We start from the raw sequence: 16,412 nt of genomic DNA, 5'->3' as shown, positions 1-16,412 counted from the left end.
CGAGGCGACGCGAGGTTCACGGGGCGCGGGCGGGAACCTGCGGTGCCGGCTTCAAATTCAGGAGATTGCCGCACAGGATCAGCGCCGCGCCGAGGACGGTCCAGGCGTCGAGCCGCTCGGAATACAGCAGCCAGCCGGCGGTCGCGGTCAGAGGAACCCGCAGGAAGTCCATGGGAACCACGATCGTTGCATCCGCATAGCGCATCGCACTGGCGAGGCAGTAATGCGAAAACGTGCCGCACACGGCGATGACCCCCATCCAGGCCCAGACATGGGCGGACGGCCAGGTCCAGACGAACAGCGTCGGCACGAGGCCCGCGACCGCTTGCACCACGATCATCCAGAACAGGATCGAAAGTGCGCTTTCGGTCCGGGTCAGCGATTTGACCAGCGCCATAGATACGCCAAATCCCATGGCCGCGCCGAGCGCGATGAGCTGGCCCGGATTGATCTCGCCGGTGGCGGGGCGGACGATCACGATCACGCCGACGAGGCCGAGCACGATAGCGGCGACCTTCCACGGCGTCATGCGTTCGGACAGGAAGCCTGCGGCCAGGATCGCCGTCCAGATCGGCATGGTGAATTCAATCGCGACCACCTGGCCGATCGGAATCAGGGTCAGCGCGAAGAACCAGCCGAGTTGGGCGACATAGTGCACGAGATTGCGCCCGATGTGCTGCGGCAGGCGCGTCGTCCTGAGCATCTTGAAGCCGCCGGCGCGGTAGATCATCGGCGAGAGCAGGACGAAGCCGACCAGCGATCTCACTTCCATGATCTGGAAAACGTTCAGCTCGCGCGTGGTCTCGCGCCCCGCAACCGCCATCACCAGCATCAGCGACAGCCAGCCGGCCATCCACAGTGCGGCCATGGTTTTGGACGGTGTCGTGTTCATCGGGCGAGCGGGAGGCTGACGATCCTGAGGGAGCGCCGGTATCGGCGACATCGCCGCCGTTTGCAACGCCCAAATCCGCGGATGCAGCGATGCGAGCCGACGTGCTAAGGCTTCTGCGAACAACGACAAAAAGGGGAACTTCGCTCATGCAGATCTTGCAGCCGGCCGAATGGAAAAAACCGCGCGGCTTTTCTCACGGCGTGGCGGTCGAGGGGCCGGGCCGCTGGGTGGTGCTGGCCGGGCAGACCGGCGGCGACGAGGCCGGCAACTACGCGCCTGACATGGCGGCGCAGGTCGGGACCGCGCTGAAGCGGATCGTCAAGCTCCTGGGCGAGGCCGGGGCCGGTCCCGAGCACATCGTCCGCCTGACCTGGTATCTGACCAGCCGCAGTGAATATGAGGCCGCGGGCGTCGGCATCGGCGCAGCCTGGAAGGACACGCTCGGGCGCAATTTCCCGCCCTCGACCCTGCTCTACATCGGTGGTCTCGTGGACGAGCGCGCGAAGGTCGAGATCGACGTCACGGCGTTCGTGCCGAACGCATAAAAATCGACCCGGCGAGATCGCCGGGTCGATCGTCGTATTCTCTTACTGGCTTATTTCGTCAGCGAGATGTTGGCGCCGCGGAACTGGCTGTCCGCGCGCATCGTGACGTTCTGCTTGTTGCCGCTCGTCTTCAGCGAGATGTTGGCGTTGAAGCCCGCGGTGGAGGCGACCAGCTCGAAGTTTCCGCCGGCGCCGCGCCCTTGAAGCGAGCCGGAGATGTTGCGGCTGGTCTCGGACCAGCTGCCGGCGATGGCGCCGCCCTCGGCCTTCACGTTGGCGCCGAAGTTGAGCTTGAAGGCATCGGTGGCGCAGGTCAGCGACAGTTCCATGATCGGTCCGATCGGAGCGTATTTGGCCCGGCAGCGGAGCCGCTCGGTCGAGCCGTCATCCAAGGTGACGGTGCCCGAGCCGCTCCAGCTGCCCGCCAGCGGGGCAAACGGGCCGGACTGGGCCTTGCTTTCGGTGTTCGCGACCGATGCCGCAAACAAAACGGCGGCCGCGATCAGCAGCCGCCGGTTTAGGACGCTGGTCCCGAATTGCTTATTGGCGCGATGCTTCCCACCGCCCGCTGCACGGTATGCCTGCAGATGCTCCATTCCACTTCCCCGATCCGGCGTTGCCGCTGAGTTGACCGTTGGCATATGCACCATTGATCGAAACTTTCACAAGTCCCCCGCTGCCGATGGTGCCGGAAACGTTAGCGCCGGGCGCGGTGATCTTGCCGTCGGCAACCGTCAGCATGGAGCTCGCGGTCGGCTCGCAGGTGCCGCTCTTGGTGACGATGGTGACCTGCCAGTTGCCGTCATAGGGAGTCTGGGCGAGGGCGGGAACGGCGAGGGTGCCGGCGAAAACCGAGGCGGCACAGAACGCCGCAATGCCAAAACGCATGAATTCCGTCCTTGAATATGTCTGATATGCTGTCGCTTATTCAGGCCAAATGTGACGGAAATTTGTTGCGGCGCCAAATCGAAAATTGTTCCTGTGGGAACAATGGTTTATTTGCGCTTTTGGCTCCATTTTTTGAAGCAGAATCAATGTGGCTTCACGTTAAGGGTAAACGTCAGGAGAGACTCGGCGCGGAGGTCGCGAACTGCTCGTCCTGGACCTTGGACGGCAGCGCCTTATGGACTTTGGCGTAATCGATCACGTCGGCCAGCAGCTTGAGGCCGAGGGGAGCGAGGGCGCGTTCCCAGAGTTCCCGCGCCGTCTCGCCCTTCTTGACGAAGCACCAGTCCTGGGCGGCGATGGCGCCGGCGTCCATACGGTCGGCAAGATGATAGATGGTGCCGCCGGCGATCGGGTCGCCTTCCTTGATGGTCCATTCCACAGCCGCTTTGCCGCGATGTCGCGGCAGCAGCGAGGGGTGATAGCCGATCCCGCCGAACTTCGCGGCGGCGAGTGCGTCCTTGCCGATCCGGGCGTGGCTGTGGGCGGTGATGATCAGGTCGGTGTCGGGGGCGATCTCGGAGGCCACCACGAGCTTCGGATCAGCCTGGACCACCACATCGATGCCGGCCGCCTTGGCGGTCGCGGCGAGCCGATCCTCGGCATCGGCCACCACGACCCGCACGATCGTGACGCCGTGCTCCCGGAGCATGTTCAGGGTGGTCACGCCGAAATGGCGGGAGCCGACGAGGGTAATGCGCATGGGTGTCCGATCCGTCTCGCAACTGCGTTATCCTCCCGATAACACGTCGGCGCGCCCTGTCACCACCCGCGCGGCGTTTGGGCCGGTTATCAACAATGCGCCGGGAGCGGGGCAGGCTGAACTGCGCGATTGCGCAGGCAGCCGTCCAGGTGCTTCCATGCCTGCGTTGGACCGCATCAGGAGCGAGCACATGCGCAGCGCGTGGTTTTTCCTTCTCGCGACATTGATTGCGGCAGCTCCAGCCCATGCCGGCGGGCCGTACCCGGCGGTCCCGCCCGAGATCGGGGGGGCGCCCTTCATCGGTCCGACCTGGGATTCCTATCGCTGCGCTGACGGCGTGCCCTACAATTTCTACCACGGCGCCTATTACGGCGAGGAGCCGCCGGCGATCTATCGCGGCTACGCCTATCGGCCGCACTACCGCTACAGCGCCTACCGCAGGCTGCCGCGCAAATATTTCTGCGTCACGGACTAGCTTGGCGCACGGCACCACAAAATCACCGGGCGGTAATACGTTCTCAACCAGCCTGTCGTATCGACTAGTCCGTCGCGGATTTGTATTGCGTACCGCGACACCAGAAATGTCCCGCCGGGGCGGGTGCGCCGCGCGGGCTTTTTTGCCGGGACCGATTTCATGCCGAGCGCAATTGAGCAGATCGTGGACGCCTATGTGCGGCTGAAGAATCGCCGCGGCCTGGACGAGCTGATGATGCACAGGCAACGGCTCGCGGTCGATCTGAAGAGCAGGTCCGGTTACGATTTCAGCCTGCCGATCGGCAAGATCGACGAGGAGATCGCGATCATCGAGGAGGGGCTCAGCCGGCTGAAGGCCGAGACCGCGGATCGTCCGGTCTGACGCGCTCAGTCGCGCCGGCCGCCGTCGATAACGGTGAACAGCGGCCGCGCCTGGGTCGGCTCCACCAGCAATTCATCCACCAGCGCGGTTGCCGCATCGACATATTTGCGCGTCGGCTTGTCGAGTTCGCGTTTGGCCTCGTCGTCGAGCGCGATCTTTGCGGCCTCGACCAGCTTGCGCATCCGCGCCGCATGGTCGTCGCCCGCCGTCAGCGTCGCTCGGGCCAGCGAGCGCAGCACGAACAGCTCGCCCTCGAGGCGGAGCAGACGATCGTTGAGCCTGGTGAGGACGGCGTTGAGGTCGGCCATTGCTGCTGTTCGTCGCGGAGGATCCGTCCTGATCTAGCGGCGATCGGTGAACGGAGTGCAAACGCCATTGGCGCAATTCGGCCGATCGGCCGGCCCGGCGCATGCGCAATGCCGGCTATGTGACAGATCGTGACCCGCAGGCTCGTGGGCTCCGCGTTGTTCCCGCACCACATCAGGAGACGGGTGGGACATCTGGAGCACGTTCAATGAGGTCTGTCCTGGCCCTGGCTCTCTTGATCTCAGCATATGCACCGGTCGCCGCGGCGCCGGCACATCATGGCCGCCCGCATCACGATGTCGTCGTCCATCTGCCTGAGGATGCGCCCGTGCCGCCCGGCTGGTACAAATTTCCCGGTTGGCCGCCGATCCCGCCGTCGGAGAACAGGAACCTCGATCCCTCCAATTTCGGCGGCGGCTGATCAGCATTTACGTCGCGGTTCGCGCGAGATAGTCGCGCGCGAAGGCGAGATACCAGTCGAGGCAGGCGGGATTGGCCATCGCCTCCTTGTTGATGACTTTCTCGACCGGCTGGCCGAGCAGCAGCTTCTTGATCGGCAGCTCCTGCCTCTTGCCCGACAGCGTGCGCGGGATCTCGGCGACGGCGAAGATCTCGTTCGGCAGGAATCGGCGGGAGAGACCGGCCTCGATCGCCTTGTTGATTTTCGCTCTCATCGCGCCATCGAGCGCAACGCCTTGGCGCAGCACGACGAACAGCGGCATGTAGCTGTCGCGGCCGAGATATTCGAGGTCGACGACGAGGCTATCGAGCACCTCCGGCAGCGCCTCGATCGCGGAATAGAGCTCGCTCGTGCCCATGCGCAGGCCATGGCGGTTGATGGTGGCGTCGCTGCGACCGTAGATGATGCAGGAGCCGTCCGGATCGACCTTGAGCCAGTCGCCGTGCCGCCACACCGGCCCGCGGCCGCTGCCGTCGTAATTGTCCGGGTAGGTCTCGAAATAGCTGGCGCGATAGCGCGCATCGCCTTCGTCGTTCCAGAAATAGAGCGGCATCGACGGCATCGGCTCGGTGCAGACGAGCTCGCCGACCTCGCCCGTGACGGCGCGGCCCTGCTCGCTGAAGGCTTCGACGGCCGCGCCGAGCAGGCGGCACTGCATCGCGCCGGGCGTCTGCGGCAATTCCCGGTTGCCGCCGATGAAGGCGCCGGCGAAATCGGTACCGCCGGAAATGTTCGCCCACCAGATGTCGGCCTGCGCCTCGCTGCCGTTGGTCTTCGACAGCGCGGCGAAGCGGGCGTTGAACCAGGCTTGGGTGTCGGCGCTGAGCGGCGAGCCGGTCGAGCCGAGGCATCGTAGCTGTGAGAGATCGCCGGCGGCGGCGAGGTCGATCTCGGCCTTGGCGCAGTTGGCGAAGAACGCCGCGCCGGCGCCGAAGAAGGTCGCATTCGATTGTGCCACGAAGCGCCACAGCGTTGCCCAGTCCGGCTTGTCTTTTGCGCCGCCGGGACTGCCGTCGAAGATGCAGCAGGTGGTGCCGCCCAGCAGACCGCCGACCTGGCTATTCCACATGATCCAGCCGGTCGAGCTGTACCAGTGATAACGCTCGCCAAATGAGTTCTCGTGGTAGGAGCAGCCGAGGTCGTTGTGCAGGCCGAGCAGCGCCAGCACCACGATGACGATGCCGCCATGGCCGTGCACGATCGGTTTCGGCAGGCCGGTGGTGCCGCTGGAATAGACGATCCAGAGCGGATGATCGAACGGCAGCCACATCGGCTCGAACGCATCGATCGCAGTGCCCGTCCTGGCTGCGAGCTCGAAGAGCAGGGCGTCCGGCGCTGCGGGGGCGGCGGCCTCGCTGTGCAAGATGACGTGCTCGACCGTCGGCAGCGATCGCCGCAGCTCGGCGACGACGTCCTTGCGGTCGTGCCGGCGGCCGGCATAGGTGACGGCGTCGCAGGCGATCAGCACCTTGGGCTCGATCTGCTTGAAGCGGTCGATCACGGCGGGTGCGGCCATATCGGGTGCGCAGACGCTCCAGACCGCCCCGATGCTGGCGCTTGCGAGGAATGCGATGATGGTCTCGGGGATGTTGGGCAGATAAGCCGCGACGCGGTCACCGGGCTTGATGCCCTTGTCCTTCAGATGCAGCGCGAGCGCGGCCGTCTTGCGCCGCAGCTCCGGCCAGCTGGTCTCGCTAAGCTTGCCGTCCTCGCCGCAACTGACGATCGCAGGCAGGCCCACGGCATCGGCCGCGTCGACGTGGCGGAACACCTGCCGCGCGTAATTGACCTGCGCGCCGGGAAACCAGACTGCACCTGGCATCTTGCGCTCGGCGAGCACGGCCGCAAATGGCGTCGGCGATTGCAGATCGTAATAGTCCCAGATGCTGCGCCAGAAGCCGTCGAGATCGCGTACCGACCATTGCCGCATCTCTTCGTAGCTCGCGAAGGTGAGGCCGCGCCGCTCGGCGAGCCAGTTGCGATAGAGGGCGATCTGGGGAACGAAGGGTGCGGTCATTGCGCGTCGGCTTAAGTGGCGGGGAAAGGGGAGTGTAGCCCGCGCCGCAGAGCAGTAGAAGCCGTCGCCCGCGCAGACCGCAACGACCGTCGCGTTGGCCGCGCCGACGCCGTCGAGAGCGCAGCCGGCGCTTCAACGATCTCGTCATTGCTTCGCTGCGTTCGCAATGATTTCGCTGCGCTCCAGCCGGGCTACGACACCTCCGTGAGACTGTCGCCTCAGCCTACCACTCGACCCCCGCCCAGCGCCGGCCGAACACAGGCGGCTTGGTCTTCACCGCCTGCCAGCCGAAGAAGTGATGCTTGCCGGACCAGGCGTGAACGAGGCCGCTGCAGATGCTGCAATTGAAGCTGCCGGAATGCGGCTCGGTGTGCTCCTCGCGGGTGGCGGTGTAGTTCATGCTGCAACCGGTGCAGGTGAATTCTTCGATCGTCCAGATGCTGTTGGCCATTGCTCGAATTTTTTCCTGGGACCTCCAAGCAGGTTAGGAGCGGGCCTTTGCACCGGCGTAAACCGGCCGAGGCAAATCCGGTTAATCGCCGTTAGCCAAACCGGGACTTCGGACGCGCACCTTGCCGGAGTTTCCCGGCAGGCACAGCGCCCGTCAGTCCGAACCGCCACCGAAAGGCTCAATCGCCCGGCGCGGCATTCCGTCCCAGCGAACAACGGGCACCGGGGCCGCGGGCGGGCCCGGTCGTCTTGACGCCGGGTGCGCGGCTGGCAATAACGCTGGGCCGCGCAAGTGCCGGAACCCGCGTCAATGCCGCAAGGAAAGCCGTGCCCGTGAAAAGTCTCCGTCAGCTCCTGACGGGCGAGGACATCATCCAGCTCGTCATCCGGGTCGGCCTGCTCGGCCTTTTGATCATCTGGACCTTCCTGATCATCCGCCCGTTCGTGCCGATCCTGGCCTGGAGCTGCGTGCTCGCGGTGGCGTTCTACCCGGCCTTCAGCTGGGTCGCCAAGATCCTGGGTGGCCGGCCAAAAACGGCGGCACTGATCCTCACTTTGATCACGCTCGGCATTGTCCTGGGGCCGGCGACCTGGCTCGGCCTGAGCGCGGTGGACGGCGTCCGAGAACTGGCGCACCAGCTGGGCACCGGCGATCTCGCGCTGCAGTCCGCGCCGGAGCAGCTCAAATCGTGGCCGCTCGTCGGTCCTTGGCTGTTTGATCTCTGGGAGCAGGCCTACAACAACATCCGCGCGGTGCTGCGCGAGGTCGCGCCCTTTCTCCAGCCGCTGGCAGGACCCTTGCTGTCGCTCGCGGGCGATGCGAGCCTCGGCACGCTCCAGTTTCTGGTCTCGGTGTTTGTCGCAGGCTTCCTGTTTCCGCACGGACCCCGGCTCGTTGCGGCCGGCCGCGGCTTTCTGTTCCGCATCGTGCCCGAGCAGACCGAGCATTTCCTGGGGCTTGCGGGCGCGACCATCCGCGCCGTGGCGCAGGGCGTGATCGGCGTCGCGATCGTGCAGGCGCTGCTGGCCGGCATCGGCTTCAAGCTCGCCGCCGTGCCAAGCGCAGGCCTGCTCGCCTTCATCGTGCTGCTGCTCTCGATCGTTCAGATCGGCGCCTTCCTCGTGCTCTTGCCCGTCATCATCTGGATCTGGACCGCCAAGGACGTCACCACGGCGCTGCTACTCACGATATTTCTGGTCCTCGTCGGCTTCATCGACACCATGCTGAAGCCGCTGGTGATGGGTCGCGGCCTGACGACGCCGACCATCGTGATCTTCGTCGGCGTGATCGGCGGCACGCTGGCCCACGGCATCGTCGGCCTGTTCATCGGGCCGATCATCCTGTCGGTGGCCTGGGAGATGATGATGGCCTGGATCAGGACCGAGGACCAGGCGGCGGCGCGCGAGAGCTGAGCTGCTCGCAAGGGCTGTGCGCAAAGCGCCGGTGAACTTGTCTATTCGACTAGACAAGTTACGATGAGGCGATTCTGTTTCGATCTACGGAAGCGATGGCGAAGTCTTCCAAGCTGGTTGCCGCCAAGCGCGGCAAGGTATTGTTGGTCAGACGACGGTCGGACGGCCTGTGGATGTTCCCGGGCGGCCGCAAGCGTGCGCGCGAGACCGAGAAGGATTGCCTGCGGCGGGAGCTCAAAGAGGAGCTGCCGAAGCTGAAGCTCGGGAGGATCAGCCTCTGGAAGGAAGTGACGGCCAGGAACAAGCGCTCCGGCCGCAAGATGAGCGACGCGATCTTCATCGCCAAAGGCGCCAAAGGCAGGCTCGCGATCGGTGACAAGAAGGAGATCGATCGTGCCGCCTGGCACAAGCCGCGCGGCATCCGCCTGACGCCGACCTCGCGCTACATCCGCGATCGCCTATTTCCGAGGAAGCGGTGAGGGGCCTTTAGTCCGCTCTCCCCGACGACCGGCCTCGCCCGCCAAACGACCTCGACGGAGCCGCGTGTGGGTCCGACGTGGAAATCCTGACCGCCTCGGCCTCGCGCAGCTGCTTGCGGACCCTGTGCGCATCACGCATCGCGCGCTTGACGAAGGGATGCTGCGAGTCTTCCGCGAAGAACAGGATCACCTCGCAACTCGGACATTGCCTCGAGTAGCCGTCCTGCAATCGCCCGGCGCGATCGCGAAACACGCTCTTGCACCGCATGCACTGGATCTGGACGGAGCTCATGCGCGGACAACAATGGCTGTTGGAAATGGACGGGCACGGTGAGCCCGGAATTGGCGGCCCGTCTTGCCGGGCCCGATACGACGGAGGCGAGCGCCCGAGCGGCGCCAGCCCGCCGATGGACCGCGGGCACCGTTCGTCGAAGCCACCCGATCATCCGCTATTGCTTGGCAGCCAGCGCGTCGAGGCAATGGTTGAGATAGACGGTGCGATCCCTCGGCAGCACCTTGTTCAGATCGGCCTTCTGAGCGCATTCGCGCTGACGAATCTGCTCGGCCCGACGTTTCTCGGCCGCCTCTCGATATTCGGGGGCAACCTTGGCAGGATCGACCAGGGCCTGGGCGCGTGCGGGCGTTGTTGCAAAGAGCGCAATCGCTGCGATGAAAATGACCGGTTTCAAATGAGCCTCCGTAAAAGAGCTCATCCTAGCGCCCGGTTTCGCAAGGCTCAAACGGTAAGTGGCGAGGGCGGCCGACAGCGCTGCCTGGCCGAGCCAGATTGCCGGGGGCCGGTCGGGGGCGTTTCCAATGCTCGGCCAAGTACATTGGCCGAGCGATGTCCGTCACTTCGAGGCGTGGTCGATCTTGTGCCCCAGATGCCCGGTGTCGTGGTCGCGACGCAGCTGGCTCAGCGACGTCTCGTTCAGCTGGGCCAAGACCTCACTGAGCTCAGTCGTATCCGGATACCCGGCCGCAAAGCCCCTGCCATAGATCTTGCGCAATGTGCCGACCAGCGTGTTGCCGTGCTTCTTGCTGATCCCGCCATCCTTGTCGCGGTGGCGGCCGTCCAGGCCGGCTTCCTTCATGTGTCTCTCCCTGTGCGGCGTCTTGCGCGCCTGGAAAGAGCGTGCTCCCAAATCGGTTGATTGGCAACGCCATGCGCGCGGCAGTTGAGCGCCGGCGCCTGGCGCCGCAGGAGCGTTCCGTCACGGGTCCATCGCCCAGCCGTGATGCTGCGCCCGATTGCGGCAGCACTGTTGGCGCATCACATCACCTCTGCTGATGCTCGATTGGATGGTACGATGCGCTCTGTTCTGGCCATGGGCCTGTTGATTGTCCTGTGCACCGTTGCAAACGCTGCGACGGCGCATCGCTTCCGCGCCCGCCATCCAGCGGTGGACCGGCCCGCCGCGAATGCGGCCCCGCCGGCGCGTTTCGCAGTCCCCGGTTGGAGCGACGAGGCGACGCAGCGCTGGTTGAATAACGCCTCGTCGAACGTCGGCCGCGGCGGATAGCGGCAGAATGTTCGCGGCGGAAGCGAGCGGCGAAGGGCGGGGCGGCTAAGCGGCTTGCTCCTCGAAGGAGGTGTAGACTCGCCCACCTGGATCAACGATCTGAACGTCCCAGCATCCGTCCTCGATGAGCTCTCTGGCCTTCTTGAGGGCGGCCGCGAGTGACAGCCGCGTGAGGCTGACGACGCCTGCCGTGTCGAAACCGCTGATTTCAAACATGCCGCTCCTCCCTGTTTCGTGAATCCTACACCTTTCGGGGGCGTTGTCTGCAGCTTTGTCGCGCCTCGATGCAGGTGCCCCATTTCCAATTCCCGTCGCACAGACCCGTATTCGGACGGGGTCGCCCGACGTGCTGGGCGGCCCCGTCGCTAACGTGGAATTAAGCCAAAAAGCTCACAATTTTAGACAGTTGTGTAGGTGGGTGCTGCGTAGAGGAGCCGTCGCGAGGACGTTCCGGCGTCGGCTTCCTTTTGCTCGCTCGTTTGAGGTCAATGCACATGACCACGTCATCCGAAATGCAAGGCCTCGTCGAACAGTTCGACCCCGCGGCGCTCGCGCTCGCAGCCGCAGCACCCGAGCCCGCAGCTCCGGAAGTGCCCGTACCGCTCACGCGCTCCAGCCGGAAATCGGTCCTGGCCCTTTCGATGTGTGCCCTGGCCATCAATGGCGCGGCGGCCGTCTATACGTTGCCGTCCGATTTTGCATCACTGAATATCGGCAGCCTGGCTGAGCTACTTCCGAGCCGGGAAGCTCCCGCGCCAAAGCCGGATCCGGTCGTCGCTGCCTTGAAGGAGATTCAGTCGGCCCAGCAGCAACACACGGCTTCGCTGCAGGAGAACAACCGCGCATTGCAGCAGAATGCGGCTCGAGAGCAGCAGGATTCAATGGTGCTGCTGTCTCTGCGACAGAGCATCACGGATGAACGGGTCGATGTGAGGAAGATATCCTCGCAGCTGTCCACGCTGATTGCGAAGGTCGACTCGCTGCAAAATACAATGATGTCGGACGTTACGTCCTCCATTCGACGAGCGAATGCCCGCTATGGACTGTCCGCTGCGATGCGCAAACGAATGGCTCGGCAGTCGAAGTCGGTGGGGCCGGTGTCGGTGGGGGGAGCGCCGCTGAGTGTGCCGGCTGTGACGTCGGCGCCGGAGAGCTGAAGAGCAAAGCGATTGGGTATGTCCGCGCTGACCGACAAGGGGTGAGTGCACTGCGACGGCAATCGTGCCGACAATTGGGGCAGTGAACCGGAAGGCCCCGCCGGTTCACGCTGGCGAACCCTTCTTTTGGTCTAGGTGGGGAATTCCGGTTCCATGTCGGCGACTTCAATCGCAGTGTGGGCAACGCCGAGAGCCGCGTAGCAGTCGCCACCAGCTTCTCAATAGGTGAAGCAGGGCAGCCGCCACAAAGCCCGTTGGAAAATCTGCGGGTGGTCATGTCGCCAGCTCGCGCCAGCGTACCTTTGTTCTTGTGCGGCAAGTCGGTCATCGAATCGAAACTAGGCCGTGTGGGTGCGGTAAAGCCCAAACGTCCGATCCTTGTCGGTCCGAGGCTGCATCGTCCGATCTAGTGGGAGGATTGGTCGCACCCCTTCTGCTTTCTTTAGGTCGGATGCGAGATCATCGATCAGCTTCAAGTGAGCCTTCAGCCTCTCAGCATCTGCTTTCGGACTGATGCCTGCCAAACGACTCTTCGGCTTTTTCTTGTCCTCCATAATGGCCGCGCCCCGCTCGCTCAGGCGCCGTACCAAGCATTCCTCGTTCTAACAAGCAAAATGCGCCAAACTGCCGCAGGTACTGTACATTTCCAAATGTTGCTGATTGTGTCTGTTGAGACGTGCAACCAAAAACGTCGGGGGCAATCGGCTGATGAGTGTGATGCAAAGATTGCTTAAGAAGCTGTTTCCACCTCACGAGGTAATCGAGGGCTACGAAAACGAAGAGCTGATCGAAACCATCTATCGCAAGACCGTTGCTTTCCAGCCAGATGGCGATTGGCCGCTCGTTGCGAACTTGTCAGCCGTACTCGATTTCGGCGGCGGGGCAGGCATCCACTACAAGCTCGCCCGACAGCAGACACCTGGCATTCGTTGGGCCGTCGTCGAGACGCCAGCGATGGTTCATCGGGCCATTGGCCTGGCGACCGAGCAATTGATGTTTTTCGACGACATCGAGAAGGCGGCGGATTGGCTTGGAAGCATCGATCTGATGCATTCGAACGGCGCGATCCAGTACGTCGATGATCCGACTGGCACTGTGAAAGCCTTGTGTGCCGCCCGGCCGGCTAGGATGGTTTGGTATCGCGTTCCCATCAGCGATGGAGCGGACAGCACCGAGATCCAAACTTCGCTACTCAGCAACAACGGACCAGGACTAGTGGCCTCGGCAAAAGACAAACTGGTCAAGTATGAGCGCCATTGGATATCAAAGAGCGGGTTTGTCTCGGCTCACGACGGATTCCGTCTAACCGAGCACGGACCAGACCCTCGGGAGCGGGGAAGTCAGCAGTTTAGTTTCGCTCGCGCCGACACTTGACGATCGCCTGCCGACGAGAAGCGAACAATCAACCGCTGGTTTCGGAACGGGCGCGAGCTACTGCGCGTCAGTGTGTGCCCTGGCCATCAATGGCGCGGCGGCCGTCTATACGTTGCCGTCCGATTTTGCATCACTGAATATCGGCAGCCTGGCTGAGCTACTTCCGAGCCGGGAAGCTCCCGCGCCAAAGCCGGATCCGGTCGTCGCTGCCTTGAAGGAGATTCAGTCGGCCCAGCAGCAACACACGGCTTCGCTGCAGGAGAACAACCGCGCATTGCAGCAGAATGCGGCTCGAGAGCAGCAGGATTCAATGGTGCTGCTGTCTCTGCGACAGAGCATCACGGATGAACGGGTCGATGTGAGGAAGATATCCTCGCAGCTGTCCACGCTGATTGCGAAGGTCGACTCGCTGCAAAATACAATGATGTCGGACGTTACGTCCTCCATTCGACGAGCGAATGCCCGCTATGGACTGTCCGCTGCGATGCGCAAACGGATGGCTCGGCAGTCGAAGTCGGTGGGGCCAGTGTCGGTGGGGGGAGCGCCGCTGAGTGTGCTGGCTGTGACGTCGGCGCCGGAGAGCTGATAGGTGAACTAGGACAATATTGCGAACGGTAGTTCTACGGAATCCCCCCAGCCGCACAGCACCGCTATCGTGCTTCCTGCCGGGGCTGGCATTTCATTCCGAACAAGATTTCAACCGGCAAGGGGTCGCTGAAAGGCGGCCCCTTCTGATTCCCAACTAGCGCAGGGGAATTTGGGCAGTTCGCCTTCATTGCGCTGGTACGAGGCAGCCCAATTTGGGGCTGCCATGGCCGCGCTTCTGGTAGTGGCTGGCTATTTGCGACCTGGTCCGGCGGCCGCGATGTTCAACAAGGAAGCTGCCATCAGTGCGAGGCCATAAGGCACGCGCCCTGTGCGATGACCGACTATCACACTGTTGTATTGGAGACGCTTAAGCTGCGCCTTGGGAAGGTGTAGCTGCGCTCTATGAATCTCTCCCTCAGTGCCTCGCCGCCCTCTCGAGGAATTCCAACATGGAGGGCGCCACCTCCTCGAATTCGACGAAGCGACGGCGCAGCTCATCCGCGATATCCGCGGTCACATCACGCGACCATCCCTCGGTCGTGTTGAACGCGACGATGCGAGCTGGACGAATGTAGTGGCCTTCAATCAGGTGCCGCAGCAGAGTCGCACGATTGGCGTCCTCTTCTGCCGTTTCCGACCAGGCCCGCCCGAGATGGCCGCCGAAGTCCTCAAGCACAATGTAGACATCGTGGTTGGCCGTACTCTGCGGCACGATGGATGGAGAGTGAGTCATGAGAACGCCCTCGACTAGAGTTCCCTTCAGAACCGAACCTGACCCCAAACGGTCGAAGAGGCTACGGCTAAAAAGGGGTAGGCCGGAACGGGCTTGTCCCGGGCCCGTACTCCCAACGTCGGCGAATGCGGCAATGCGTCTGCCAACACAATGCTCACGCCCCGCTTTTTCAACGAGATCTGGGTTTGTCGTAAGCTATCGAATTGACTTGGTGAGCGCGCTGGGGCTCGAACCCAGGACCCCGTGATTAAAAGTCGTTTCAGGCCAATTTCATAAGCCTTTGGATGCAGACACGTTTCCTGTGTCTGCACAGAAAAACCCCTGATTATCGGTGATTTTCGCTTAAACCCCGTGATTTACCTTGCGTCCCATTGCAGCTCGCATATGGTTCGATGTGCAGACACAGTGCAGACACGGCGGGGCGATTTTATGCTGATTTTCAAAAATGGCGCGGTCGAAATCTGGGACACCGCTGACGGTTATTTCGTCTATGGCGTGACCAACAGCGGCGACCCGATTTGCTGCCCGTCGCTCGGCATGGCCTACGAGGTTGCCGCGCGATGAAGTCAATCAGCGAGAAGATCGTCGCCGCCTTGCCGGTCCCGGCAACCGGCAACAAGAAGCATTTCTTCAGCGGGGCGACTCTTCAGGGCAAGAAAGCGCCGTCCGGCTTCGCGGTGCGCGTCACCGCCGCTGGCACCAAGTCGTTCGTCCTGTTCCATAGGATCAACGGCAAGGGCTATCTCGAAACGCTGGGGCGTTGGGACGAGAACCCGCAGGGCGGCACGCTCTCGGTTCGTGATGCGATCATCAAAGCGGACAAGCTCGCCAAGGACATCAAGAACGGCCGCCGCGAGGACGCGCGGCCGGAGCGGACACGGCGGCTTCAGGACGGCGACAAGCCGGCCGGTCTCAAGATCGGCGGCGCGTGGAAGAACGGCGAGAACAAGGACGAGCAGGCCGCGCCGGGATTGCTCGACATGTTTATGGAGCGCTACGTCCGGAAAGACGCCAAGGGCGGCGCCGGGCTTCGCAGCGCTGATCAGATCGAGTCGACCTTCGAGCGGCTAGTGTTCCCCGAGATCGGCGGACTCGGCATCTACGACATTCGGCGCTCCCACATCGTCGCCATGCTGGACGAGATCGCCGACGAGAACGGCCCCGTCATGGCCGACCGGACGCTCGCCTATATCCGCAAGACGTTCAATTGGTACGCATTGCGCGACGATCAATTCAATTCGCCCATCGTCAAGGGCATGGCGCGCACCAATGGCAAGGACCGCGCCCGCAAGCGCACCTTGGCCGATGACGAAATCCGCGATCTCTGGGCGGCTCTCGAAAGGATCGAGGAGCCCGCCTGCTATCCGGCCTACATCAAGACGACCCTGTTATGCATGTCGCGGCGCACCGAAGGCGCCATGATGAGCAGCGCCGAGCTGGATGGCGATGTCTGGACCATTCCGGCCGAGCGCTACAAGACCGGCGTCGACCATGTCATCCCGCTCTCGGCGGCGGCGCGCGAGCTGATTGCCGCAATGCCGGCTCCGGAGGTGCGCAAGAATGACTATTTTATCTTCAGCACCACCGATGGGGCCGTTCCGTTCTCCGGCTTCAGCAAGGCCAAGGTCGAGCTGGACAAGGCTCTTTCCGCAATCCGCAAAGAGGCCGGGCGCGAGCCGATGGAGAATTGGACATTGCACGACTTGCGGCGCACCGGCCGCAGCCTCATGAGCCGCGCGAAGGTCGACGCCGACCATGCTGAGCGTTGCATGGGGCATGTCATCGGCGGCGTGCGCGAGACCTATGACCGCCATTTATATCTGGAAGAGAAGCGCGAGGCCTTCGAGGCGCTGGCGGCGATGGTCGACTCCATCCTCAATGCGCCAAGGTCCGCAGCGGTCGCCGCGTGACCCTGATGTTCCCTCAACGTTCCGGTTTGGTTGGTGCATGTTATCCTCAGCCAACTTCAAC

The 16,412-nt window shown here is 63.3% G+C and carries 23 protein-coding genes; 12 read left to right on the top strand and 11 right to left on the bottom strand.

All coding sequences use genetic code 11. From position 1 onward, the window contains the following. Window positions 1–16 precede the first annotated feature (16 nt). The gene (locus QSV46_RS33390) at window positions 17–892 is read right to left on the bottom strand and encodes a DMT family transporter (RefSeq protein WP_314961570.1); all 876 of its coding nucleotides are present in this window, start codon (window positions 890–892) and stop codon (window positions 17–19) included. A gap of 146 nt (window positions 893–1,038) precedes the next feature. Between QSV46_RS33390 and QSV46_RS33385 the strand changes: the two genes are divergently transcribed. Further along, the gene (locus QSV46_RS33385; protein ID WP_314961568.1) at window positions 1,039–1,437 is read left to right on the top strand and encodes a RidA family protein; all 399 of its coding nucleotides are present in this window, start codon (window positions 1,039–1,041) and stop codon (window positions 1,435–1,437) included. A 50-nt stretch (window positions 1,438–1,487) separates the two neighbouring features. On the opposite strand, the gene QSV46_RS33380 is transcribed toward QSV46_RS33385, so the two are convergent. The 3 genes from QSV46_RS33380 to QSV46_RS33370 all read right to left on the bottom strand — a co-directional run bounded on the left by QSV46_RS33380 (window position 1,488) and on the right by QSV46_RS33370 (window position 3,085). Further along, window positions 1,488–2,033 carry a hypothetical protein gene (locus QSV46_RS33380; RefSeq protein WP_314961565.1) on the bottom strand — a complete coding sequence of 182 codons (546 nt, stop codon included), beginning with the start codon at window positions 2,031–2,033 and terminating at the stop codon, window positions 1,488–1,490. Further along, window positions 1,978–2,325, bottom strand: a complete 348-nt coding sequence (locus QSV46_RS33375; RefSeq protein WP_314961563.1) for a hypothetical protein — start codon at window positions 2,323–2,325, stop codon at window positions 1,978–1,980. The genes QSV46_RS33380 and QSV46_RS33375 overlap by 56 nt, the downstream gene beginning before the upstream one ends. A gap of 172 nt (window positions 2,326–2,497) precedes the next feature. Then, complete coding sequence (locus QSV46_RS33370; RefSeq protein ID WP_314961561.1) at window positions 2,498–3,085, bottom strand: formyltransferase family protein; 588 nt, start codon at window positions 3,083–3,085, stop codon at window positions 2,498–2,500. A gap of 190 nt (window positions 3,086–3,275) precedes the next feature. Between QSV46_RS33370 and QSV46_RS33365 the strand changes: the two genes are divergently transcribed. Further along, complete coding sequence (locus tag QSV46_RS33365; RefSeq protein WP_314961558.1) at window positions 3,276–3,560, top strand: hypothetical protein; 285 nt, start codon at window positions 3,276–3,278, stop codon at window positions 3,558–3,560. A gap of 159 nt (window positions 3,561–3,719) precedes the next feature. Continuing rightward, a complete protein-coding gene (locus QSV46_RS33360) occupies window positions 3,720–3,941 on the top strand; it encodes a hypothetical protein (RefSeq protein ID WP_314961555.1) in 222 nt (73 codons plus the stop codon). Window positions 3,942–3,946: 5 nt separating this feature from the next. On the opposite strand, the gene QSV46_RS33355 is transcribed toward QSV46_RS33360, so the two are convergent. Next, window positions 3,947–4,249, bottom strand: coding sequence for a hypothetical protein (locus QSV46_RS33355; protein ID WP_314961552.1), 303 nt, complete (start codon window positions 4,247–4,249; stop codon window positions 3,947–3,949). A gap of 206 nt (window positions 4,250–4,455) precedes the next feature. Here QSV46_RS33355 and QSV46_RS33350 point away from each other — a divergent pair, with 206 nt between their 5' ends. Further along, entirely contained in the window at window positions 4,456–4,668 is a 213-nt protein-coding gene (locus QSV46_RS33350) for a hypothetical protein (RefSeq protein ID WP_314961550.1), read from the top strand. Window positions 4,669–4,675: 7 nt separating this feature from the next. On the opposite strand, the gene QSV46_RS33345 is transcribed toward QSV46_RS33350, so the two are convergent. Together QSV46_RS33345 and QSV46_RS33340 are read right to left on the bottom strand one after the other, a co-directional pair. Then, window positions 4,676–6,724 carry an acetoacetate--CoA ligase gene (locus QSV46_RS33345; protein WP_314961546.1) on the bottom strand — a complete coding sequence of 683 codons (2,049 nt, stop codon included), beginning with the start codon at window positions 6,722–6,724 and terminating at the stop codon, window positions 4,676–4,678. 223 nt (window positions 6,725–6,947) lie between these two features. Then, window positions 6,948–7,175, bottom strand: a complete 228-nt coding sequence (locus QSV46_RS33340) for a hypothetical protein (RefSeq protein ID WP_314961544.1) — start codon at window positions 7,173–7,175, stop codon at window positions 6,948–6,950. A 326-nt stretch (window positions 7,176–7,501) separates the two neighbouring features. On the opposite strand from QSV46_RS33340, the gene QSV46_RS33335 reads away from it, so the two are divergent. Both QSV46_RS33335 and QSV46_RS33330 read left to right on the top strand, forming a co-directional pair. Beyond that, complete coding sequence (locus QSV46_RS33335; RefSeq protein ID WP_314961541.1) at window positions 7,502–8,587, top strand: AI-2E family transporter; 1,086 nt, start codon at window positions 7,502–7,504, stop codon at window positions 8,585–8,587. A gap of 95 nt (window positions 8,588–8,682) precedes the next feature. Then, window positions 8,683–9,066 (top strand): NUDIX hydrolase, encoded by a 384-nt coding sequence (locus QSV46_RS33330; protein ID WP_314961537.1) that lies wholly within the window; start codon window positions 8,683–8,685, stop codon window positions 9,064–9,066. A gap of 449 nt (window positions 9,067–9,515) precedes the next feature. On the opposite strand, the gene QSV46_RS33325 is transcribed toward QSV46_RS33330, so the two are convergent. Together QSV46_RS33325 and QSV46_RS33320 are read right to left on the bottom strand one after the other, a co-directional pair. After that, window positions 9,516–9,755, bottom strand: coding sequence for a hypothetical protein (locus tag QSV46_RS33325; RefSeq protein WP_314961535.1), 240 nt, complete (start codon window positions 9,753–9,755; stop codon window positions 9,516–9,518). A 162-nt stretch (window positions 9,756–9,917) separates the two neighbouring features. Beyond that, window positions 9,918–10,160: a hypothetical protein gene (locus QSV46_RS33320; RefSeq protein ID WP_314961533.1), complete on the bottom strand. Its 243-nt coding sequence runs from the start codon at window positions 10,158–10,160 to the stop codon at window positions 9,918–9,920. Between the two features lie 216 nt (window positions 10,161–10,376). On the opposite strand from QSV46_RS33320, the gene QSV46_RS33315 reads away from it, so the two are divergent. Next, on the top strand, window positions 10,377–10,589 hold the full coding sequence (locus QSV46_RS33315; RefSeq protein ID WP_314961529.1) for a hypothetical protein: 213 nt from the start codon (window positions 10,377–10,379) through the stop codon (window positions 10,587–10,589). 45 nt (window positions 10,590–10,634) lie between these two features. On the opposite strand, the gene QSV46_RS33310 is transcribed toward QSV46_RS33315, so the two are convergent. Then, the gene (locus QSV46_RS33310; protein WP_314961526.1) at window positions 10,635–10,805 is read right to left on the bottom strand and encodes a hypothetical protein; all 171 of its coding nucleotides are present in this window, start codon (window positions 10,803–10,805) and stop codon (window positions 10,635–10,637) included. Between the two features lie 272 nt (window positions 10,806–11,077). Between QSV46_RS33310 and QSV46_RS33305 the strand changes: the two genes are divergently transcribed. The 3 genes from QSV46_RS33305 (at window position 11,078) to QSV46_RS33295 (ending at window position 13,706) form a co-directional block, all read left to right on the top strand. Further along, window positions 11,078–11,746, top strand: coding sequence for a hypothetical protein (locus QSV46_RS33305; RefSeq protein WP_314961523.1), 669 nt, complete (start codon window positions 11,078–11,080; stop codon window positions 11,744–11,746). A gap of 708 nt (window positions 11,747–12,454) precedes the next feature. Further along, window positions 12,455–13,120: a methyltransferase domain-containing protein gene (locus QSV46_RS33300; RefSeq protein WP_314961519.1), complete on the top strand. Its 666-nt coding sequence runs from the start codon at window positions 12,455–12,457 to the stop codon at window positions 13,118–13,120. Window positions 13,121–13,127: 7 nt separating this feature from the next. Continuing rightward, window positions 13,128–13,706 carry a hypothetical protein gene (locus QSV46_RS33295; RefSeq protein ID WP_314961782.1) on the top strand — a complete coding sequence of 193 codons (579 nt, stop codon included), beginning with the start codon at window positions 13,128–13,130 and terminating at the stop codon, window positions 13,704–13,706. A gap of 417 nt (window positions 13,707–14,123) precedes the next feature. Here QSV46_RS33295 and QSV46_RS33290 read toward each other — a convergent pair whose 3' ends face one another. Continuing rightward, the gene (locus QSV46_RS33290; RefSeq protein WP_314961516.1) at window positions 14,124–14,441 is read right to left on the bottom strand and encodes a hypothetical protein; all 318 of its coding nucleotides are present in this window, start codon (window positions 14,439–14,441) and stop codon (window positions 14,124–14,126) included. A 429-nt stretch (window positions 14,442–14,870) separates the two neighbouring features. On the opposite strand from QSV46_RS33290, the gene QSV46_RS33285 reads away from it, so the two are divergent. Beyond that, window positions 14,871–15,005 carry a hypothetical protein gene (locus QSV46_RS33285; RefSeq protein WP_314961511.1) on the top strand — a complete coding sequence of 45 codons (135 nt, stop codon included), beginning with the start codon at window positions 14,871–14,873 and terminating at the stop codon, window positions 15,003–15,005. Further along, entirely contained in the window at window positions 15,002–16,351 is a 1,350-nt protein-coding gene (locus tag QSV46_RS33280; RefSeq protein WP_314961509.1) for a site-specific integrase, read from the top strand. Before QSV46_RS33285 ends, QSV46_RS33280 begins: the two co-directional genes overlap by 4 nt. The last annotated feature ends 61 nt before the right edge of the window (window positions 16,352–16,412 follow it).

Origin of the sequence: Bradyrhizobium cosmicum (assembly GCF_032290525.1) — a bacterium.
GTDB lineage: Bacteria > Pseudomonadota > Alphaproteobacteria > Rhizobiales > Xanthobacteraceae > Bradyrhizobium > Bradyrhizobium cosmicum_A.
This window is presented reverse-complemented; position numbering and strand designations above follow the sequence as displayed.